Source organism: Exiguobacterium flavidum, from assembly GCF_003344535.1.
Taxonomy (GTDB): domain Bacteria; phylum Bacillota; class Bacilli; order Exiguobacteriales; family Exiguobacteriaceae; genus Exiguobacterium_A; species Exiguobacterium_A flavidum.
Genome location: NZ_QPKS01000002.1, coordinates 219,460 through 239,250 on the forward strand (window position 1 = coordinate 219,460; position 19,791 = coordinate 239,250).

The 19,791-nt window shown below is 55.4% G+C and carries 17 protein-coding genes, 1 riboswitch and 1 other annotated feature; of the genes, 12 read left to right on the forward strand and 5 right to left on the reverse strand.

The window, feature by feature from the left end:
* Positions 1–151: 151 nt before the first annotated feature.
* Positions 152–625 carry an RNA deprotection pyrophosphohydrolase gene (ytkD, locus tag DFG60_RS02890; protein ID WP_114570233.1) on the forward strand — a complete coding sequence of 158 codons (474 nt, stop codon included), beginning with the start codon at positions 152–154 and terminating at the stop codon, positions 623–625.
* Complete coding sequence (locus tag DFG60_RS02895; RefSeq protein WP_114570234.1) at positions 597–1,355, forward strand: alpha/beta hydrolase family protein; 759 nt, start codon at positions 597–599, stop codon at positions 1,353–1,355. The genes ytkD and DFG60_RS02895 overlap by 29 nt, the downstream gene beginning before the upstream one ends.
* Positions 1,356–1,392: 37 nt before the next feature.
* Here the strand turns inward: DFG60_RS02895 and pckA are convergent, their stop codons facing one another.
* Positions 1,393–2,961, reverse strand: coding sequence for a phosphoenolpyruvate carboxykinase (ATP) (pckA, locus tag DFG60_RS02900; RefSeq protein WP_198661532.1), 1,569 nt, complete (start codon positions 2,959–2,961; stop codon positions 1,393–1,395).
* Positions 2,962–3,193: 232 nt separating this feature from the next.
* Positions 3,194–3,335: riboswitch (SAM riboswitch) on the forward strand.
* Positions 3,336–3,458: 123 nt separating this feature from the next.
* Between pckA and metK the strand changes: the two genes are divergently transcribed.
* From metK to DFG60_RS02915, 3 genes are all read left to right on the forward strand, one after another.
* Complete coding sequence (gene metK, locus DFG60_RS02905; protein ID WP_114570235.1) at positions 3,459–4,667, forward strand: methionine adenosyltransferase; 1,209 nt, start codon at positions 3,459–3,461, stop codon at positions 4,665–4,667.
* Positions 4,668–4,792: 125 nt separating this feature from the next.
* Positions 4,793–5,278 (forward strand): GNAT family N-acetyltransferase, encoded by a 486-nt coding sequence (locus DFG60_RS02910; protein ID WP_114570236.1) that lies wholly within the window; start codon positions 4,793–4,795, stop codon positions 5,276–5,278.
* Between the two features lie 80 nt (positions 5,279–5,358).
* A complete protein-coding gene (locus DFG60_RS02915) occupies positions 5,359–6,063 on the forward strand; it encodes an alpha/beta fold hydrolase (RefSeq protein ID WP_114570237.1) in 705 nt (234 codons plus the stop codon).
* A gap of 461 nt (positions 6,064–6,524) precedes the next feature.
* Here DFG60_RS02915 and DFG60_RS02920 read toward each other — a convergent pair whose 3' ends face one another.
* Both DFG60_RS02920 and DFG60_RS02925 read right to left on the reverse strand, forming a co-directional pair.
* A complete protein-coding gene (locus DFG60_RS02920; RefSeq protein WP_114570238.1) occupies positions 6,525–7,097 on the reverse strand; it encodes a class I SAM-dependent methyltransferase in 573 nt (190 codons plus the stop codon).
* Positions 7,094–8,044, reverse strand: coding sequence for a TIGR01212 family radical SAM protein (locus DFG60_RS02925; RefSeq protein ID WP_114570239.1), 951 nt, complete (start codon positions 8,042–8,044; stop codon positions 7,094–7,096). The genes DFG60_RS02920 and DFG60_RS02925 overlap by 4 nt, the downstream gene beginning before the upstream one ends.
* A 136-nt stretch (positions 8,045–8,180) precedes the next feature.
* Between DFG60_RS02925 and DFG60_RS02930 the strand changes: the two genes are divergently transcribed.
* The 5 genes from DFG60_RS02930 to DFG60_RS02950 all read left to right on the forward strand — a co-directional run bounded on the left by DFG60_RS02930 (position 8,181) and on the right by DFG60_RS02950 (position 15,170).
* The gene (locus DFG60_RS02930; RefSeq protein WP_114570240.1) at positions 8,181–9,359 is read left to right on the forward strand and encodes an MDR family MFS transporter; all 1,179 of its coding nucleotides are present in this window, start codon (positions 8,181–8,183) and stop codon (positions 9,357–9,359) included.
* 254 nt (positions 9,360–9,613) lie between these two features.
* Positions 9,614–10,651: a GNAT family N-acetyltransferase gene (locus DFG60_RS02935; protein ID WP_114570241.1), complete on the forward strand. Its 1,038-nt coding sequence runs from the start codon at positions 9,614–9,616 to the stop codon at positions 10,649–10,651.
* A 50-nt stretch (positions 10,652–10,701) separates the two neighbouring features.
* Entirely contained in the window at positions 10,702–11,343 is a 642-nt protein-coding gene (locus DFG60_RS02940; protein WP_232818598.1) for an HAD family hydrolase, read from the forward strand.
* Between the two features lie 38 nt (positions 11,344–11,381).
* Positions 11,382–11,605 (forward strand) — a binding site (T-box leader).
* A 56-nt stretch (positions 11,606–11,661) separates the two neighbouring features.
* Positions 11,662–14,067 carry a leucine--tRNA ligase gene (leuS, locus tag DFG60_RS02945; RefSeq protein ID WP_114570243.1) on the forward strand — a complete coding sequence of 802 codons (2,406 nt, stop codon included), beginning with the start codon at positions 11,662–11,664 and terminating at the stop codon, positions 14,065–14,067.
* Between the two features lie 119 nt (positions 14,068–14,186).
* Complete coding sequence (locus DFG60_RS02950) at positions 14,187–15,170, forward strand: hypothetical protein (RefSeq protein WP_114570244.1); 984 nt, start codon at positions 14,187–14,189, stop codon at positions 15,168–15,170.
* 66 nt (positions 15,171–15,236) lie between these two features.
* Here the strand turns inward: DFG60_RS02950 and DFG60_RS02955 are convergent, their stop codons facing one another.
* A complete protein-coding gene (locus DFG60_RS02955; RefSeq protein WP_114570245.1) occupies positions 15,237–16,496 on the reverse strand; it encodes a BaiN/RdsA family NAD(P)/FAD-dependent oxidoreductase in 1,260 nt (419 codons plus the stop codon).
* Positions 16,497–16,671: 175 nt separating this feature from the next.
* On the opposite strand from DFG60_RS02955, the gene DFG60_RS02960 reads away from it, so the two are divergent.
* Together DFG60_RS02960 and DFG60_RS02965 are read left to right on the forward strand one after the other, a co-directional pair.
* Positions 16,672–18,297: a putative polysaccharide biosynthesis protein gene (locus DFG60_RS02960; protein ID WP_114570246.1), complete on the forward strand. Its 1,626-nt coding sequence runs from the start codon at positions 16,672–16,674 to the stop codon at positions 18,295–18,297.
* A 1-nt stretch (position 18,298) separates the two neighbouring features.
* A complete protein-coding gene (locus DFG60_RS02965; protein WP_114570247.1) occupies positions 18,299–19,018 on the forward strand; it encodes a pseudouridine synthase in 720 nt (239 codons plus the stop codon).
* Positions 19,019–19,136: 118 nt separating this feature from the next.
* Here the strand turns inward: DFG60_RS02965 and DFG60_RS02970 are convergent, their stop codons facing one another.
* Entirely contained in the window at positions 19,137–19,769 is a 633-nt protein-coding gene (locus DFG60_RS02970; RefSeq protein ID WP_114570248.1) for an SDR family oxidoreductase, read from the reverse strand.
* Positions 19,770–19,791 lie beyond the last annotated feature (22 nt).

The following is a 19,791-nucleotide window of genomic DNA, read 5'->3' on the forward strand; positions in this document are numbered from 1 at the left end:
TTCATTCAGGCACCCCGCGGCAGCGGGGTGTCTTTTTGTCGTTCAAGGCTCGCCGATTTTTCTGAAGAAAGGGAAGGCGCAGTGTTTCACTTTTAGAATGGCTGAGAAACAGGTAAAGTGGAATTAGAAGAAGAAAAGAGGTGCGCGCGACGTGATCACGTTTTTAGATTTCTATCAAAATCCAGTCGAACTGAGCTTCGAAGATCATCCGTTCTCGCAGCGGCCGCTCCACGTATGGGTGATTGCGGTCTATGAGGGGAAATGGCTCTTGACGCGCCACAAGCAGCGGGGCTATGAATTTCCGGGCGGTAAGGTCGAGCAGGGCGAGACGGCCGAGGAGGCCGCGCGCCGGGAAGTGATGGAGGAGACGGGCGGACGGATCGACGAGATGCATTACATCGGTCAGTATCGTGTCCGGGGACGCGGTGACACCGTCATCAAGAACATCTACTTCGCGAAGATCGCTGCACTCGAGAAGCATCTGGCCGTCGACGAGACGGACGGTGCCTTCCTGTTCGAGCGCCTGCCGAAGCGCCTCGAGCAGAACAAACAATACAGCTTCATGATGAAGGACCGTGTCCTTCCGGAGACGCTGCGTGTACTCGCCGAACGCCGACTGGTTTGAACTGCCGCCACAGGGCCCGCACCGGACGTTTCGCGTCTGGTACCATACTTCGGACGGCGAGAGGGTCGGCGCCTACGTCGTCTTCCCGCATGAACCGAACGGTCAGGGGCTGCTTTACCTGAGAGGCGGGACGCGTGGGATCGGGATGGTTCGCCGTGCCAGGCTGATGGCATTCGCGCATGCCGGATTTCTCGTGATGGCCCCATTTTATCGAGGCAACTTCGGTGGCAGCGGGAAGGAAGACTTCGGAGACCAGGATCTGCTCGACGCGACAGGTGCTTACGATTGGCTCGCGGAACGGACGGAGCGCGTTTCGGTCTTCGGATTCTCCAGAGGCGGTCAGATGGCGCTGCTGCTCGCTCACCATCGGGACGTCGCGCGGACGGTCTCCTGGGCCGGCGTGACGAACCTCGCCTGGACGTATGAGGAACAGCGGACGATGCGCAAGATGCTGAGGAAGTATACAGGCGGGACGCCGGATGAGGTCCCGGATGCATACGCGGTCCGCTCGCCGATCGGATATGAACCGAACGGTGAGGTGCTGTTGTTGCAAGGGCGCGAAGATCGGAACGTCACAGCCCGGCATGCCATCGCCTATCATGATGCGTACCCGGAGAGGACGAAGATCATCCTTTATCCGTTCGCCCATCAGTTCCCATTTTTTGAAAAGCAGGCCGTGACCCGGCTTGCCCTCGAATGGCTTGAAAACGGAAAGATCGCCTCCCCGTGAGTCAGTGGGAGACGATCTTTTTTAGTGCATCAGGCGATCAAATCTTCGGACCGGCCTGTTTGATTTTTTCATCGGCACTCGCGAAACGGGCGAAGTTCTTGCTGAATTTCTCTGCCAGACTTCTTGCCTGTTCTTCGTAAGAAGCTGCATCGGACCAGACGCGGACCGGATTGAGCAGTTCGCTCGGAACACCGGGGACCTCGAGCGGCATGTGGAGTCCGAAGATCGGATGTTCCTCCGTCGGAATGTCTGCGAGCGTGCCGTTGACCGCTGCGTTGACCATCGTGCGTGTGTAAGAGAGCTTCATCCGGTTGCCCGTACCGTAGGCGCCGCCAGTCCAGCCTGTGTTGACGAGGTAGACTTTCGCATCGTGCCGGTCGATCAGGTCGCCAAGCATCGTCGCGTATCGCTCTGGTGCGAGCGGGAGGAACGGGGACCCGAAACAAGTCGAGAACGTCGCCTCCGGTTCCGTCACGCCGCGCTCCGTCCCTGCGAGCTTCGATGTGTAGCCTGACAGGAAATGATACATCGCCTGCTCCTTCGTCAGCTTGCTGATCGGAGGAAGGACCCCGTATGCATCTGCCGTCAAGAAGACGATCGTCTTCGGATGTCCGGCGAGTGAAGGGACGGCGATGTTATCGATCGCTGTGATCGGATAGGCGGCGCGTGTGTTCTCGGTCAACGACGTGTCATCATAGTCCGGTGTCCGCTTGTCGTCGAGGATGACGTTCTCGAGTACTGTGCCGAATCGGATCGCATCGAAGATTTGCGGTTCCTTCTCGCGAGACAGGTTGACGGTCTTCGCGTAACAGCCGCCCTCGATGTTGAAGACACCTTCCTTCGCCCAGCCATGCTCGTCGTCACCGATCAGCTTACGGCTATCATCGGCCGACAGTGTCGTCTTGCCCGTTCCGGACAGGCCGAAGAAGAGCGCGACGTCACCCTCGTGACCGACGTTCGCTGAACAGTGCATCGACAGGACATCGGCAGTTGGAAGCAGGTAGTTCATGACGGAGAAGATCGATTTCTTGATCTCTCCCGCATATTCTGTTCCACCGATCAAGACGATCCGATGGTCGAACGAGACGGCGATGAACGTCTCCGAGTTCGTGCCGTCGACTTCAGGGTCTGCCTTGAAGTGTGGTGCGTAGACGACAGTGAATGGTTCGAACGCGGCATCCGTCAATACTTCGCGAAGGAAAAGCTGCTTCGCGAACAGGTTATGCCACGCGTATTGCGTGAGGATCCGTACCGGGAGCGCATGACGCGAATCGGCTCCCGCAGATGCTTCCGTGAAATAGAGGCGGTCCGTCTCGCTCATGAAGCGCAAGACCTTCTGGAGAAGTTGCTCGAATTGCTCAGGTTCCATCGGCTGGTTGACATTGCCCCAATCGATGTCTGCCTCGCATGATGCCTCGCGGACGATGAATTTGTCCTTCGGCGAACGGCCTGTGAAGTTCCCCGTCTCCACAGCAAGCGCTCCGTTATCAGCAAGGACGCCTTCTTCGTTGCGAATCGCATGTTCGACTAGTTCAGCAACTGAGAGTTGTTTGAACACATGCTCCTTCTTGAGTAGTTCTTCGATATTCAGGACCGTCATCGGCATCCTGACCCCACCTTTCCCCACGTTGGTTTGGCTCTTAGAATAGTATGACATATTCATTATATATGACATACTAAATAAGGAGCAATGTTTTGTTGATGTGCTGATCTCTTTTTATTTGGTAACGCTTTCAGCATAAACAGTTTAACATCTCGCGCGAAAAGTTTCGACTAGAAATTGAATCCTCACTTGACAGGGGGAGTACAACTTTATATTATGTAGTTCGTAACGGATACTCTTATTCTGAGCAGGTGGAGGGAACAAGGCCCGAAGAAACCCGGCAACCGTCCTTTTTTTCACAGCGTATGTTTTTTGCGCTGTTAAATGAGGGAAAAGGTGCTCTCCTGAAGCGAAGTAAACACTTCGAACGATAAGAGGGTAAAGGAAGAACGCTCACCTTTCCCTGACCAACTATGGCCATGGAGAGGTTTTTCATTTTACCGTCCCACTCAACTAGGGGAAATGAGTACCGTCAAATTCTTTTTTGGGAGGGTCAATTAATGACAAACCTTAATCGCCGACTTTTCACGTCGGAATCAGTAACAGAAGGACATCCGGATAAAATCTGTGACCAGATTTCAGATTCGATCCTCGATGCCATCTTGGCAGCAGATCCAAACGCTCGCGTAGCGGCAGAAACATCTGTCACGACAGGACTCGTCCTCGTCGCAGGCGAAATCACGACATCGACTTACGTGGATATCCCGAAAGTCGTCCGTGAGACAATCCGTGAAATCGGCTACACTCGCGCGAAGTATGGCTTCGACGCGGATACGTGTGCCGTCCTCACATCGATCGACGAGCAATCGGCTGACATCGCACTCGGTGTCGACCAGGCGCTTGAAGCACGTGAAGGCAGCATGTCAGATGAAGAAATCGACGCAATCGGTGCAGGGGACCAGGGTCTCATGTTCGGATACGCGACGAAGGAAACGCCTGAACTCATGCCGCTTCCGATCTCACTCTCGCACCGTCTCTCGCGCCGCCTCGCGGAAGTCCGCAAGAACGGCCAACTCGACTACCTCCGTCCGGACGGAAAGACGCAAGTCACGGTCGAGTACAATGAGAACAACGAGCCTGTACGTGTCGATACGATCGTCATCTCGACACAGCACTCTGAAGACGTCACACTCGAGCAAATCCAAGCGGACCTCAAGGAACACGTCATCACTCCGGTCATCCCGTCTGAGTACATCGATGCTGAGACGAAATACTTCATCAACCCGACTGGCCGCTTCGTAATCGGTGGACCACAAGGTGATGCCGGCCTCACTGGCCGTAAGATCATCGTCGACACGTACGGCGGATACGCTCGCCACGGCGGCGGCGCTTTCTCTGGTAAAGATCCTACGAAAGTCGACCGTTCAGCTGCTTACGCAGCACGTTACGTCGCGAAGAACCTCGTCGCTGCAGGACTCGCTGATAAAGCGGAAGTCCAGCTCGCCTACGCGATCGGCGTCGCGCATCCGGTTTCGATCGCAGTCGACACGTTCGGCACAGGAAAACTTCCTGAGGCACAGCTCGTAGAACTCATCGCTGAGAACTTCGATCTTCGTCCTGCCGGAATCATCAAGATGCTCGACTTGCGTCGCCCAATCTACAAACAGACAGCTGCCTACGGCCACTTCGGCCGTACGGACGTCGAACTCCCATGGGAGCAGACGGACAAAGCTGCTATCCTCGAAGAACAAGCGAAGCGTTTCGCATGATCTTCAAGCCCGAGGCCCTGATGCCTCGGGCTTTTTTTGTCTGTTGGTCTGTCTGGAAGGAAGATGAATGTTTTTTGCCGAAAGGGGTAAAGGAAATACAGTCTGAATAATTAGGGGGGCTCTTCATGAAGATTCGAGAAGCTGTACCGACTGACGCAAGGCGTATTCATGATATCGCGATCGCCTCTTGGATGGATGCGTACCAAGAAATCTATTCCTCTTCTTCCCGCACCCATTTCATGAACGAGGCTTACCCGCAGGAAGAGGTCGTCCGTGCCATTCGGATGGCGGAAGAGTCCCGCGGTGAGTACTTCATTGTCTCGATGATCGATGACGAGATCGTAGGCTTCGCTCACGCGATGGAGGTCGATGGAGTCTGGGAGATCATCCGCCTGTTCGTTCTGCCTGACTATCAGCAAAACGGAATCGGCCGAAAGATGATCAAGGAGCTTGAACAACTCGGTGCAGCGCCGCTCGAGGTCTATGTGGAATCTCGTAACTACCAGGCCCGAAATTTCCTGATCTCTTACGGCTTTCAAGAGGTGAGCGAGTCATCGGAAGAAGTATTCGGGCAGACCGAACCTGTCGTCCGCCTGATGCTGACGCGTTGAAGATCTCGGTCCTCAGACTGTATACGGAAGAGGGCCGCTCCGCCATACTGGCTATATATCGTGCAAAGAGGTGAAGGTTCATGGAAGAACAGTCAAAAGGAGTCGTCGTACTCGTCTATCCCCTTCAAATCCATGCGCGTCCGAGTGACGCGCTTATTCGTGTTCTGGAGGAATCCTATGAGGTCATCCCGGTCGAGTCACCGCGGAAGATCTCGATCCCGGAACATCTGGGCCTACTCAAGGATGCACTCCGGGAAGCCGGAAAGCGCAAGGCGCCGATCCACGTCGTCGCCTGCAGCATGGGCGCACTCGTCGTCAACCGCCTGCTTCAGGAATATGAGGTCCCGGTCGCGAGCGTGACATTCATCTCACCGTTCTTCGACTGGCATCAGTCGAAACAGCTCGGCGGGATGCGCCAAGTCGTCGCGAGTGCGTTCGACCGCTTCCGGCCGGACGCACCGCTCGGCCAGCTTCCGTTCGCGCAGATGAACGAAGAGGCGGGACGGATCGGTGAGCTGACCTATGCCGAATATCGGGAGATCGAAGAGGAAATCGTCGCGCACGACGAGGAACGCAAGAAGCTCCCGCGTGTATCGCTTGCCTGCTTTTATGCGCCGGATGATCAGTTCGCTGACGTCAAGCTGACGCTCGAAGTGTGCCGGAAGATGGGCGGCGATCAGATCTATCTTCACCGCCTCGAAGGATTCCCGCACTTCAGCTTCGAACGCCTGAACACGAAGTTCGCAGAGAAGCTCGTCCTCTTCCTCAAGATGATCGAGGATTGAGGCGACTTCCTCGACGAATATGAAAAGGAGGGTGACTCATAAGTCGTCCTGAAATCACTCTTCGCAACGGGCAGTTCCGTCGCCCTTGCTTTCTGCGGGCGGGACGCAAGCCGCGGCCGGCTGCACTCCCTTCGGCCGTGCCGGGTCTTGCCTGTCCCTGACTGAAGCGCTGGCCGCGCTTCATCTTCCCGTCAGAGTCGAGCGGCGACTGTGCCTGCCCTGTCCGAGCAAAAAATCCGATCGGCCGATTTTTTCTCGGCTAATCGGATTTTTTCTATGAAGGGGCCACCCTGGAGTTCGGACTGGTAGCCACCGCACATAACCTCCGATCAGGGGAATGGATTGAAAAAGAAGCAAGGCAAGGAAAAAGACAGTACGTTTTCGAGAAAAATCCTCGAAAACGTGCTGTCTTTCATTCATTACAGCGAGGAGACCATTCTACTTTTGAGTCACCCTCTTTTTCATGCCTTCTTCTCGATCGCGACGATGAACGGTGGATCGTTCTGCTGATTCAAGAAGCGGTACTCGAGAACGGCGAACTCCTTTTGCGGGAGTTCTGATACATACTGGAGGACCGCATCCCGTTCCCGCTTGCCTTCCGGATGACCGTGATAGATGACGAGGACGACAAGACCGCCCGCGACGAGTGACGGGATGAGGGCACCGAGCGCCTCGAGCGTGTCCTCCCCGGTCGTCGTGACGGATTTGTCACTGCCCGGAAGGTATCCGAGGTTGAAGACGCCGGCACGGACCGGGCGTCGCTCGCCTGAGAGACGGGCGCCGACGTGGATATGACTCTCTTGGTAAAGATCGACCCACTGATCGACGTTCGCGGACGAAAGGCGCCGTGCGGTCTCCTCGATCGCCTGTGCCTGCACGTCGAAAGCGACGACGCGACCGCTCGGTCCGACACGCTGGGCGAGGAAGAGCGTATCATGGCCATTTCCGGCCGTCATGTCGACGACACAATCCCCTTCATGGATGACCGATTCCAGCAGTTCTTTTGCGTAGGGGAGTACTCTTGCTAGACTCATTGTTCAACACCTGCTTTGTGATTTTTTCCTTGCCAACTGTTTCTTCGTAACAGTTCATCCCTGATTGCGTTCAGGACGACGAATTTTTTTGCGCTCCACATCGGGCCGATCAACAGGTCAGCCGGTCCGTCACCTGTCAGGCGATGGATGCCGACATCCGGAGGAAGGAGCTCGAGTTGATCGCATGTGACGCTGACGTAATCCTGCTGCGTCATCAGTTCGAATTCTCCTTTCTCGAGTTGTTTCGCCATCGGTGTTCCTTTCAGGACATGCAGCAGATGAATCTTGATGCCTTGGACATCGAGCTTCGCGACCTGGCGCGCCGTCTCGCGCATCATCTCCGGGGTTTCGCCCGGCAAGCCGTTGATGATGTGCGAACAGACACGGATGCCGCGCGCGCGGAGCTTTTCGACACCTTCGATGTAGCTCTTGAAGTCGTGCGCCCGGTTGATACGACGTCCCGTCCCGTCGTGGGCGGTCTGGAGACCGAGCTCGATCCAAAGGTAGGTCCGCTCGTTCAACTCGCTCAAATAGTCGAGGACGTCGTCCGGCAGACAATCTGGACGCGTCGCGATCGACAGACCGACGACGCCTTCCTCCTCAAGGACGCGTTCGTACAGGCCGCGAAGGACTTCGACCGGTGCATACGTGTTCGTGAAAGCCTGGAAGTAGGCGATGTACTGTCCGTCCTTCCATTTCCGTTTCGTCCGCTCCTTGATGTCGCGGAACTGGACCTCGATCGCATCAGCCCGGTTGCCGGCGAAGTCGCCGCTGCCGGAGGCGGAACAGAACGTACAACCGCCGTATGCTGCACGTCCGTCGCGGTTCGGACAGTCGAATCCGCCGTCGAGCGGAATCTTGATGATTTTCGTCTCGAATGTCTGGCGGAACTGGTCATTGAGACTGAAATAACGTTTTTCTCCGAAGTGGATCGGCATTTCGTTCATAGACGTTCTCCTTTCACTCATTCGTCCCTGATTGTATCATCTTGCGAATCGCCGCGAAAATGAAAGATTCTTGACAGTTCGATTCGTTTTTTCGTACAGTAGCAAGGTTGGAATCAAGAGTAAGGAGGATGTCGTCGTGCCGAAGTTACCGAAAGCCGTCTGGATTCTCGTCTTCGCGATGGCGATCAACACGACGGGATCCTCATTTTTATGGCCATTCAATACCATATATATTCATGAATATCTCGGGGAATCGATGACGAAGGCGGGAGTCGCGCTGTTCATCAACTCGGCCCTTGCGATCGCCGGGAACTACATCGGCGGTAAGGCGTTCGACCGCATCGGTGGTAAACGGACGCTATCGTTGAGTGTCGGCGGACTGATCCTCGCCTCGGTCGCCCTCGTCCTGTTCCATGACACGTTCATCGGCTATGTGCTGACGCTCGGGGCGATCGGCTTCGTCGGCGGGATGGTCTTTCCGACCGTCTACGCGCTCACCGGCGTCATTTGGCCCGAAGGCGGAGGGCGTGCCTTCAATGCCGTCTACGTAGCTCAAAACGTCGGAGTCGCGATCGGTACGGCGGCAAGCGGTCAGATCGCCGCCATCGACATCAAGCTCATCTTCACGGCGAACCTGTTGCTATATGCGCTCTTCGCCCTCGTCCTCGGCTTCGGGATGCGGTACATCGGACCTGCGATGCCGCACCATCATGCTGCTGACGAGACGGAAGAGGCACGGAGTCCACTTTCGAAGGAAGCTGTCCGGACGATGTTGTACGTCGCAGTCGGCTATGCCCTTCTTTGGTTCGTCTATGTGCAATGGCAAGGGACGATCGCCGTCCATACGAAGTCGCTCGGCGTGACGATTTCCGAGTACTCGGTCCTCTGGACGATCAACGGTGCGCTGATCGTCTTCGGTCAGCCGCTCCTTGCGCCGGTTCTTCGCTGGTTCGAGGATGACCTGAAGAAACAGCTGCTGACAGGGACGTCGATTTTCCTTCTTTCGTATCTGATCGTCCCGTTCGCAGGCGACTTTCAGATGTTCCTCTTCGCGATGGTCGTCCTGACCATCGGGGAGATGTTCATCTGGCCGGCGGTGCCGGCGTTCGCAGCTCGGCTCGCCCCGATCGGCAAGGAAGGCGAATTCCAAGGATACGTCAATATCGCTGCCTCTGCCGGACGAATGATCAGTCCGACGGCGGGCGGATTGATCTACGATCTGCTCGGGATGCAGGCAGTGTTCCTGACACTCGTCCTCCTCATCATCCTGTCAGGCATCATCTTTGCGATGTCAACGAAAAAACGGACTGTTTGAAGCAATCGGCTCCCTGAAGAGGGAGGTCCGGTCGCTTTTTTTAAGCAACGGGTATTTTCCGGATTAGAACGAAGGCAACGGGGTAAGGGATAATAATAATATTAAGAGATGATTTTTGGAAAAAATGGAATTGTTAATAAAGTATCTTTCTCTATTTAAAATATCTAATCAAGTGAACTATCCACATTACAGGATGGAGGTGAATCTGCCGCTGGGGCGAGAAGTCATCATGTCGCTGTCACGGCAGGACGAACATGGGTAAATGGCAGTTCGTACGGGAGAGGAACAGGTGGACGGAACATGTCGTCGGAGAAGGACTCGACGTCTTCTACGGATATGAGTATGTCGACCTCAACGGCCGGCAAGGGGAGACGGCGGAACTGTTTTTGTATACGGGAAAACGGGGGAAGCTGTTCTATCCGTATCTAAGACGAAACGTCTATGATACAGACTATCAAGACTTGATCACCCCATACGGATACGGAGGACCGGTCGAGACGGGACAGTTGACTGACCGCGAGATTGCTGAGGCCCGTTCCGTTTTCGTGGAGTACGCCAAACAACAGAAAATCATCTGCGAGCTGATTCGCTTCCATCCCTTGAAGAACAATGTGGTCCTCGGCAGGAAATGGACGGAATGCGAGTTCATCCGCCATACGACGAGCATCGATCTTCGACCGCCGCTGGAAGAGATTTTCAGGAACTTCCATAAGAAGACGAGGCTGCTGATCCGGAACTCGATGAAAAGCGAACTGACGGTGCGCGAAGGGGAGAAGGCGGATTTGCCGCTCTTCGTCGAACTCTACCGGGAGACGATGCGGCGCAAGCAGGCAGCCCCGAGTTATTACTTCAGTGAAGAATACTTCGAACGGATCTTTGAGGAGAACGAGCTCTGTGAGCCGGTCCTGTTGCTTGCGGAGTGGAACGGTGAAGTGCTCGGTGCCTACCTGTTGCTGTTCGGCGAACAGTATGCCCACGGTCACCTGATCGGCTCGCGTCCGGACGAGATGAGGTTCTATCCGAACCAGCGACTCGAGTATGAGGCAGTTAGAATCGCAAAGGAACGGGGGCTGCTCGAGCAACACCTGGGCGGAGGCTACAAGGAGAGCGACAGTCTGTTCGAGAGTAAGTGCCGCTATACGGGGAAGCGTCTGTTCGAGTATCATCAAGGAAAGAGTATCTTCATGCCTGAGGTGTATGATGACATGTGCGAAAGATACGGAGAAGAGACCGGATGCGGCTTCTTCCCGCGTTATCGCGCGACGGGAAAAGCATCTTTGTTGAGCCGCTGAGCCATCACCTCGGGAAATCACTCTTTTTAGACGAAGCGAGGTGTGAAATGATGGACAGAGGATTGATATTTGATATGGACGGCGTCATTCTCGATAGTGAGATTCGTTATTTCGAGGCGCATAAAAAGATGTTCGAAGAACTTTCCGTGACGATTCCGCATGCACAGTACGCGACATTCATGGGGAAGACGGGCGATGAGATGTGGGTCGAAATCATCGAAGGGAACGGTCTTCCCCACACGGCTGAAGAGTTGCTTGAAATCGAACATGAGATGTTCCAGCATTATGCGAAGGCGGAAGAGTGCGGCATCAAGGACGGGGTTCGTCAGCTGATCGCGAATGCGAAGGAAGCCGGCTTCAAGGTCGCCATCGCCTCGTCGAGTGCGAAGGAGAAAATCGAGCGGGTCATCCGTCACTATGGACTCGACGTCGAGATCTACACGAGCGGCTTCGAAGTGCCGCGCTCAAAGCCGGATCCCGCCATCTTCCGACTGACAGCCGAGCGGCTTGGCGTCTCTCCTGAGCGGTGCATCGTCATCGAGGACGCGGCGAATGGGATGATCGGGGCGAAGCGTGCCGGGATGGAAGTGATCGCGCTTCTAGACGACCGGATGCCGAAACAGCTGCTTGACCATGCGGACCATCAGGCGAACTCGCATGACGAAATCTGGAAAATTCTCAGCAGTCGTTGACGTTAGTGGACCGGGCGATTAGAATGAGGGATAGATAGTCAATCGCTAAGAACTAGAGTAGTAGGAAGGTCAAGTCCGTAAAAGAGAGCTGGTGGTCGCTGCGAACCAGCCGGAAAACCTTTTGAACTCGCTAGGGAGCGCGTTTCGTGAACGATGAGTAGCGAAGCCGGTTTTCACACCGTTATCAGTGAATCAAGCGGTCTGCGATATCGCAGGCAACGTGGGTGGTACCGCGGAAGACGACCGGTCTTTCGTCCCTTTTCTCAAGGGGCGGGGACCGGTTTTTATGTTTTTCATAGTCATGGAGGAGGAAGAGGCATGCCATACAATCATCGAGAAATCGAACCGAAATGGCAGGCGCGTTGGGAAGAAACGAACGCGTTTGCGACGACAGAGGACCCGAACAAAGAAGGATTCTACGCACTGGATATGTTCCCGTATCCGTCTGGAGCGGGACTGCACGTCGGGCATCCGGAAGGCTATACGGCGACCGACATTCTTGCGCGGATGAAACGGATGCAGGGGTTCAACGTACTCCACCCGATGGGATGGGACGCGTTCGGCCTCCCGGCAGAGCAGTACGCGCTCGATACGGGGAATGATCCGCGAGAATTCACGGCGAAGAACATCGAGACGTTCAAGCGCCAGTTGAAGGACCTCGGTTTCTCATACGACTGGGACCGTGAAATCAATACGACGGACCCGAAGTACTACAAGTGGACACAATGGATTTTCACGAAGCTCTACGAGCAGGGCCTCGCCTTCGTCGATGAGGTCGCGGTCAACTGGTGCCCTGCACTCGGTACGGTGCTCGCGAACGAAGAGGTCGTCGATGGATTGTCCGAACGCGGAAACCATCCTGTCGTCCGTGTCCCGATGCGCCAGTGGGTGCTCAAGATCACGGAATATGCGGACCGTCTCCTCGAAGACTTGGACGATCTCGACTGGCCGGATTCGGTCAAGGAGATGCAACGGAACTGGATCGGGAAATCGGAAGGTGCTGAGATCGACTTTACGATCGACGGGCACAAGAAGGCGATCACCGTGTTCACGACGCGTCCAGACACGATTTTCGGTGCGACTTATCTCGTACTTGCTCCGGAACATCCATTCGTCAAGGAAATCATGACGCCTGATCATGCTGAAGCAGTCGAATCCTACATCGCGAAGGTCCAGACGAAATCGGACCTTGAGCGGACGGATCTCGCAAAGGAGAAGACCGGCGTATTCACAGGTGCGTTCGCAGTCAATCCGATTTCAGGCGAACGTCTGCCGATCTGGATCGCTGACTACGTCCTCGCAAGTTACGGCACAGGTGCGATCATGGCCGTGCCAGGACACGATGAGCGCGATCACGAGTTCGCGAAGCAGTTCGAACTGCCGATCATCGAGGTCGTCAAAGGCGGAAACGTTGAGGAAGCAGCCTATACGGGAGAAGGAGAGCACGTCAATTCGAAGATGCTCGACGGACTCGGCAAACAGGAAGCGATCGAGACGATCATCGCGGAGCTCGAGACGAACAACGCAGGGCGCAAGAAGATCACGTACCGCCTCCGCGACTGGCTCTTCAGCCGTCAGCGCTACTGGGGAGAGCCGATTCCGGTCGTCCATATGGAAGACGGAACGATGAAGACGCTCACAGTCGAGGAACTTCCGCTTGAACTTCCCGTGATCGACGAGATCAAGCCGTCAGGTACGGGAGAATCGCCGCTCGCGCTCGCAGAGGACTGGCTCGATTACACGGATCCGGTGACGGGCATGAAAGGTCGCCGCGAGACGAACACTATGCCGCAATGGGGCGGAAGCTGCTGGTATTATCTCCGCTTCATCGATCCGCACAACGAAGAGATGATCGCGGATCCGGAAAAGCTCAAGTACTGGCTCCCGGTCGACATCTACATCGGCGGCGCGGAACATGCCGTCCTTCACTTGCTCTACGCCCGTTTCTGGCACAAGGTGCTTTATGATATCGGCGTCGTCCCGACGAAGGAGCCGTTCCAGAAGCTCTACAATCAGGGGATGATCCTCGGTGAGAACAATGAGAAGATGTCGAAATCGCGCGGCAACGTCATCAATCCGGATGAGATCGTCAAGTCGCACGGGGCAGACACGCTCCGCCTCTATGAGATGTTCATGGGGCCACTCGATGCCTCCGTCGCCTGGTCCGAGAACGGACTCGACGGAGCCCGCCGCTTCCTCGAACGGGTATGGCGTCTGTTCGAACGCACGGCAGACATCCAGGACGTCGAGACGGTCGACGCGGAATTCGAACGCGTCTATCATCAGACTGTCAAGAAAGTGACGGAGAACTACACGAAGCTTCACTTCAACACAGGTATCTCGCAGCTCATGGTCTTCGTGAACGAAGCGAACAAGCAACAGGTACTCCCGAAAACGTTCATGAAAGGATTCGTCCAGCTCTTGACGCCAGTCGCTCCTCACCTCGGAGAAGAACTTTGGGAGCAGCTCGGTTGCACTGAGAACTTGACGTACGCGGCTTGGCCTGAGTTCGATGAAGCGAAGCTCGTCAGCGATACGATCGAGTTCGTCATCCAGGTCAACGGCAAGGTCCGTTCGCGTATGGAAATCGGCATCGATGCTTCGAAGGAAGAGATCGAAGCGATGGCATTCGCGGATGAGAAGACGAAGGAATGGATTGACGGGAAGACGGTTCGCAAGGTGATCGTCGTTCCGAAGAAACTGATCAACATCGTCGCGAACTGATTGAATGAAAGCCGTCCGTGGGGGCGGCTTTCGTCGTTCTCCGCCGGAAGTCCGCTTTTTTTTTAGGCCTCCTTCTGCTAAACTGAATCAGAAACTGTGAGAGAAAGGCGACCACCTACATGAAAAGATCCTATATCGTCTACACGACGTCACTTGCCGTCGTCGTAGGATTGATCCTTTGCGTCCTATTCGTCTTCTCGAAACCTGAGATCCGGGCACAAATCGGGGAGACATTCCAAAAAATCGAGACCCAGTCGAAACATCAGGCAACCCTGAAACAGAAACCGGCCGAGTCGCCAAACCAGCCGACACCCCAACCGGAAGAGCCGCTGATCAAGGACATCCAACAGATGCTCTATGACGATTCGATCGGGTCATATCTCGTCGTCACGGAAGATTACCATTTCTTCGAGGTCAGCGGGACGGGTGACCGGATCAACGCCTCCTTCATGCTCGAGAACGAACGGAATCCGCTCCTGCTTGGAGCACTCGACGGCATGGCGCTCGTCGACGGCGAGACGGTCGCTCTGCTGACGACCAATCAGGTCCTCGTGACGATCAATCGTGAGGATGGGGTGTGGAGAGAAGAGAAACGTGAAAAAATCAGCGGAACGACGGTCAAGGACAACTTCCACGGCCTGGGATATGACGCGGACAAGGAACGTTTCTTTACGATCAATGATCTCTGGTCGAACGAACGGGTCGAATTGACGTACTTCGCGATGAAAGAGGACGTCGTCAAGGTCAGTCCGAAAGCGACGGCGAAGGAGAAGAAGAATGCGGAACGGAACAAGCGCCCGCCGTACTTGTCAGTGACGGCGCGTGAGGCGATTCGTGTGCAGGAGAATGCACCAAGTGACGTCAAGAAGGCGTTCAAGGACATTCAGCCAATCGGTCTCGCGAAGCGGCAAGATCGTCTCTATACGCTCGACTCGGAAGAACTGTTCCTCTATTCGATCGATCCAGAGAAGAAGACGGTGACCGGGGAGAGCACTAGTCCGAAAGTCTACGGTGCGCAGGGCATCTTCCTTCAGGATAATGAGCTGTTCGCACTGATTGACTCGACGAAGTTCTCGAACCGTTCGTTCATTCCGATCGATTGACGGCAACGGCAAGACATGAAAAGGATCCCGATTTTTCCACTCGAGAAAAATCGGGATCCTTTTTGTTCAAACCCGTGCGTATGCAGCATTCGTTCCGGCGCAATGGCCTGTGACGAACGCGGCCGTGATGTTATATCCGCCCGTGTAACCGTGGATGTCGAGCACTTCGCCGGCGAAGAACAGGCGAGGGGCGATTTTCGACATCATCGTCTTTGGATCGATCTCCTTGATCGAGACGCCTCCACCCGTGACGAACGCCTTATCGAAGTCGAGAGTGCCCGTCGCATGGAGCGGGAAACGCTTCAAGAGGGCGATGAAGCTTTGGAAGTCAGCCTTCTTGATCTGCGTACTGACCTCATCGCCAAAACCGATCTGTTCGAACAGCAGGTCGAGCAGACGTTCAGGTGCCTGTCCTTTCCATGCGTTTCGGACGGTCTTCTTCGGGTTCGCGGCAAGTGCTGCATTGAACCGCTCGGCGAGGAGTCCGGCAGACTCGTCTGGAAAGACGTCGATCGACAAGTGCACGATTCGTTCACCGGAGCGCTTCCGCTCCTTGATCGTATACTGGCTGCAGCGGAGCGCGATTGGTCCGCTGATCCCGAAGTGGGTGAACAAGAGGTCACCCGTATGTGTCTTGATCGGTTTGTCCTTCTTGCCGTGGACCGTGAGCGCTACGTCGCGCAACGACAGCCCTTGCAACGTCTTCGCATGGATGAACGTGTCGCCGAGCAGGATCGGGACCTCGGTCGGAAAGAGCTCCGTGATCGTATGTCCCGCTTTGACAGCCCATGGATAACCGTCTCCTGTCGATCCGGTATGCGGTACCGATTTTCCGCCGACTGCGACTACGCAGCTCGTCGCTTCGATCCGTTCACCATCAGCTAGGAGTACGGAAGCGAATGAACCGTCTTCATGGAAATCGAGCGTCGCGACTTCTGCCATCGTCCGGATTTCTGCTCCGTGTGCGCGAATCTGATCGATCAGGACGCGGACGACGTCGGCCGCCTTGTCAGAGACAGGGAACATCCTGCCGTTATCCTCTTCCTTCAGCGCGACGCCAAAGCCTTCGAACAGCTCGATGATCGACTCGTTGTCGAACTGGGAGAACGGGCTGTAGAGAAAGCGTCCATTCCCCGGAATCGATTGGACGAGTTCCTCGAGGGGTTTGCGGTTCGTCACGTTACACCGTCCGCCGCCTGAGATGGCGAGTTTCCGGCCAAGTTTGTTACCTTTGTCGAGGAGGAGCGTCTTCGCTCCTGCCTGTAGGGAGGCGAGCGTGGCCATCAGGCCGCTCGGTCCGCCTCCGATTACGATTACATCGTACATCTTGTCACCTCTTCATTCGTTTCTGCTTGTTCCACTTTAGCAGAACATCAAGAAGTTAACAAACCGTCTCTTTCTTTTGAGGAACGAGAGCGGTATAATGGTCTGCGATTGTGCAAGAGAGAACTTGTCTTTCTGAGACGGTTCATTACAGAACAGAAAGCTGGAGGATTGCTTAATGTCCACTTCAAATAAGAACAGTTTCGTCAGGGGGACGATGCTCCTGTCCGGGGCGTCGCTCATCTCCCGTGCGCTCGGCCTGCTTTATCTTTTCCCGTTCCAGGCGATGGTCGGACCGCTCGGCATCATGTTCTATACATATGCCTACAACTATTATGCGATCATGATCGGCATCTCGACGGCGGGCATCCCTGTCGCCGTCTCGAAGTTCATCGCGAAGTATAATGCACTCGGTGAATACGACACGAGCGAACGATTGTATCGCTCAGGTTTGAAAATCATGACCTTGACCGGTGTCATCTCGTTCCTCGTTCTGTTCTTTCTCGCGCCTGTCCTTGCGAAGCAGGCGATCCCCGAGGGAGACGTAGACACGGCATACTTCATCGATTCCGTCACTTTGACGATCAGAGGTGTCAGTTTCGCCCTCATCCTGATTCCTGCGATGAGCATGGTCCGCGGATATTTCCAAGGCCATCAGTCGATGGGACCGACGGCGATCTCACAGATTCTCGAACAGATCGTCCGGATCGTCTTCCTTCTCGCATCCGTCTCGATCGGGATCTACATCTTTGACGCCTCGCGTGAATGGGCTGCGACGCTTGCGACGTTCAGTGCCTTCATCGGAGCGATCGGCAGCGTCGGTGTTCTTTTGTACTATTACAAGAAACGCCGCCCGGGGATGAAGCGTGAACTCGGTGAACAGACAGTCGTCTCGCCGAACCGATCGCTTGGCTCGCTGTTCAAGGAACTGCTCGCCTATGCGATTCCGATCGTCATGGTCGGTCTGTCGACACCGCTCTATCAGGTCATCGACCAGAACACGATGAACGCGGCGCTTCAGGAAATCGGATATACATTGAAGGAGGCGGGCGCGATCACGGCCTATCTGATCGCGGACAGCCATAAGATCGTCCTGATCCCGGTTTCTGTCGCGACAGGATTGTCCCTATCTGCGATCCCGCTGTTGACCGCTTCCTATACGAATAAGGATATCCGCAAGGTCCGCTCGCAGATTTCACAGATCTACCAACTGGCGTTCTTCGTCACGCTTCCGGCAGTCGTCGGGATGATCGTCCTCAGTGAGGAGATTTTCCATGTCCTCTTCCCGGGGGAGAAGACGCACTGGATCTACCTGCTCAACTATGCACCGAGTGCGCTGTTCCTCGCGCTCTACTCCGTGACAGCAGCCGTCCTTCAAGGGATCAACCGGCAGTACTTCACGATTTTCGCGACGGCAGCGGGCCTTTTGACGAAGTACGTGCTCAACGCGCCGCTCATCCATCTGACGGGAGACGGCACAGGTGCCGGGTATGCGACGATCCTCGGATACGTCGTCGCGACCGGGTTGATGCTTTGGCGCATAACGAGAACGGTCAAGTTCCCGTTCTCAAGTATCGGGCGCCGGACATCCCTCGTTCTGATCATCAGCGCGATCATGGGGGCGATGGTCTTTGGTACCCGCTTGCTTCTCGTCGCAATTCTGCCCGAAACGTTCTTCAGTGCCGTCCTCATAACGGTACTCGGTGCCGGGATCGGAGTCGTCGTCTTCGCAGGACTGTCTGTTTGGACGGGACTCGCGGAAGCCGTGCTCGGAAGAAAATTCAATTTGAAACGGAGACGATAAGATGCGTCTGGATAAACTGCTCTCGAACATGGGGTTCGGTTCACGTAAGGAAGTAAAGCAACTTTTGAAGACAGGAGCGATCGTGGTCGACGGCGTGACCGTCAAAGATGCGAAGACACACGTCGATCCGGCGCTTCAGACGGTACTCCTGCACGGGGAACCGGTCGAATACCGTAAGTACATCTATTTGATGATGAATAAACCAGGAGGCGTCATCAGTGCGACCGAGGACCGCCGGGACGAGACGGTGATCGACCTGCTCGGGGAAGAGGAGCGCGTGTTTGATCCGTTCCCGGTTGGCCGGCTCGACAAGGATACGGAAGGTCTGCTGCTCATCACGAACGATGGATCGTTCAATCATGCCCTCATGTCGCCGCGTAAACACGTGGCAAAGACATACTTCGCACAAGTGACGGGGATGTTGACGGAAGAGGATGTCCGTCACGTTGCAAAAGGCGTCACGCTCGATGACGGATATGTCACGAAGCCGGGCGTCCTTGAGATCCTGCAAGCTAACGAGGACACTTCCGAGCTGCGCCTGACGATCACGGAAGGGAAGTATCACCAGGTAAAGCGGATGATGCTTTCTCTAGACAAGGAAGTCACTTATTTGAAACGCGTCTCGATCGGGGAGCTGCTCCTTGACGAGTCGCTCGAACTCGGTGAATACCGCGAGCTGACGGAAGATGAGCTCGCGCTGTTCGACTGGCAGCCTGAATGAAACAAAGCCGAAGAACTGCGAGATTCTCATGCGAGAGTCTTGCGGTTCTTCGGCTGTTTTTAGTTTGAATCATTGGATCCTATTCATGCCATCGTGTGCGCTCGCGGCAGCGGAAGGGTTAATGATTCCGGAGCGCTTCCTCGATTTTAAACGGTCCGTTCAGCACCTCGAACTGACGGCTTTGTGTCGGATGGTCGACGAGGGCAACGAGCAGAGATGCGATATCATCCCGGGAAACGGAGCGGCCCTCGTAAGAATCGAAGTGTCCTTTGATTTCGACAGTTCCATGTCCGTCCTCGTCGTTCAGTGGGCCGGGGCGGACGATCGTATAGTCGAGTCCGCTTTCGCGCAGGTGAGCGTCGGCTGCCCTTTTTGCTTCGAGGTAGACCTTCAGTTCTCCTTGCGGATCGTCGGCTCCCATCGAACTGAGCATGATGAAGCGTTTGATGCCGCTGTCCTTCGCCGCGTCGATCACTTTGATCGCACCTTCCTTGTCGACTGCGCGGGTCAATGCGTCTGAAGCACCGCCGGCACCGGCGGCGAAGATGATGACATCCGCGTCCGCGATGACCGGACTGATGTCTTCCGTCAAATCGCCGACGCGCACTTCGGCCGCACCGAGATGGATCAGGTCGTTGATCTGATTTTCTTCCCTGACGACGGCGATCGCCTGATGATGGGCACTCTCTCCAATCAGCCGGACCATCTTTCTGCCTGTCGTTCCGTTCGCTCCGATGATGATGATGTCCATGATACTTCTCCTCCTTTGGTTC

Bases quoted from the DNA above. Each gene is read 5' to 3' on its own strand.
- DFG60_RS02925 (WP_114570239.1), bottom strand. From the start codon at position 8,044: ATGAACGAAATGCCGATCCACTTCGGAGAAAAACGTTATTTCAGTCTC.
- pckA (WP_198661532.1), bottom strand. From the start codon at position 2,961: ATGCCGATGACGGTCCTGAATATCGAAGAACTACTCAAGAAGGAGCAT.
- leuS (WP_114570243.1), top strand. From the start codon at position 11,662: ATGCCATACAATCATCGAGAAATCGAACCGAAATGGCAGGCGCGTTGG.
- DFG60_RS02950 (WP_114570244.1), top strand. From the start codon at position 14,187: ATGAAAAGATCCTATATCGTCTACACGACGTCACTTGCCGTCGTCGTA.
- DFG60_RS02960 (WP_114570246.1), top strand. From the start codon at position 16,672: ATGTCCACTTCAAATAAGAACAGTTTCGTCAGGGGGACGATGCTCCTG.
- metK (WP_114570235.1), top strand. From the start codon at position 3,459: ATGACAAACCTTAATCGCCGACTTTTCACGTCGGAATCAGTAACAGAA.
- DFG60_RS02940 (WP_232818598.1), top strand. From the start codon at position 10,702: ATGGACAGAGGATTGATATTTGATATGGACGGCGTCATTCTCGATAGT.
- DFG60_RS02970 (WP_114570248.1), bottom strand. From the start codon at position 19,769: ATGGACATCATCATCATCGGAGCGAACGGAACGACAGGCAGAAAGATG.
- DFG60_RS02935 (WP_114570241.1), top strand. From the start codon at position 9,614: ATGGGTAAATGGCAGTTCGTACGGGAGAGGAACAGGTGGACGGAACAT.
- DFG60_RS02920 (WP_114570238.1), bottom strand. From the start codon at position 7,097: ATGAGTCTAGCAAGAGTACTCCCCTACGCAAAAGAACTGCTGGAATCG.
- DFG60_RS02910 (WP_114570236.1), top strand. From the start codon at position 4,793: ATGAAGATTCGAGAAGCTGTACCGACTGACGCAAGGCGTATTCATGAT.
- DFG60_RS02915 (WP_114570237.1), top strand. From the start codon at position 5,359: ATGGAAGAACAGTCAAAAGGAGTCGTCGTACTCGTCTATCCCCTTCAA.
- DFG60_RS02965 (WP_114570247.1), top strand. From the start codon at position 18,299: ATGCGTCTGGATAAACTGCTCTCGAACATGGGGTTCGGTTCACGTAAG.
- DFG60_RS02955 (WP_114570245.1), bottom strand. From the start codon at position 16,496: ATGTACGATGTAATCGTAATCGGAGGCGGACCGAGCGGCCTGATGGCC.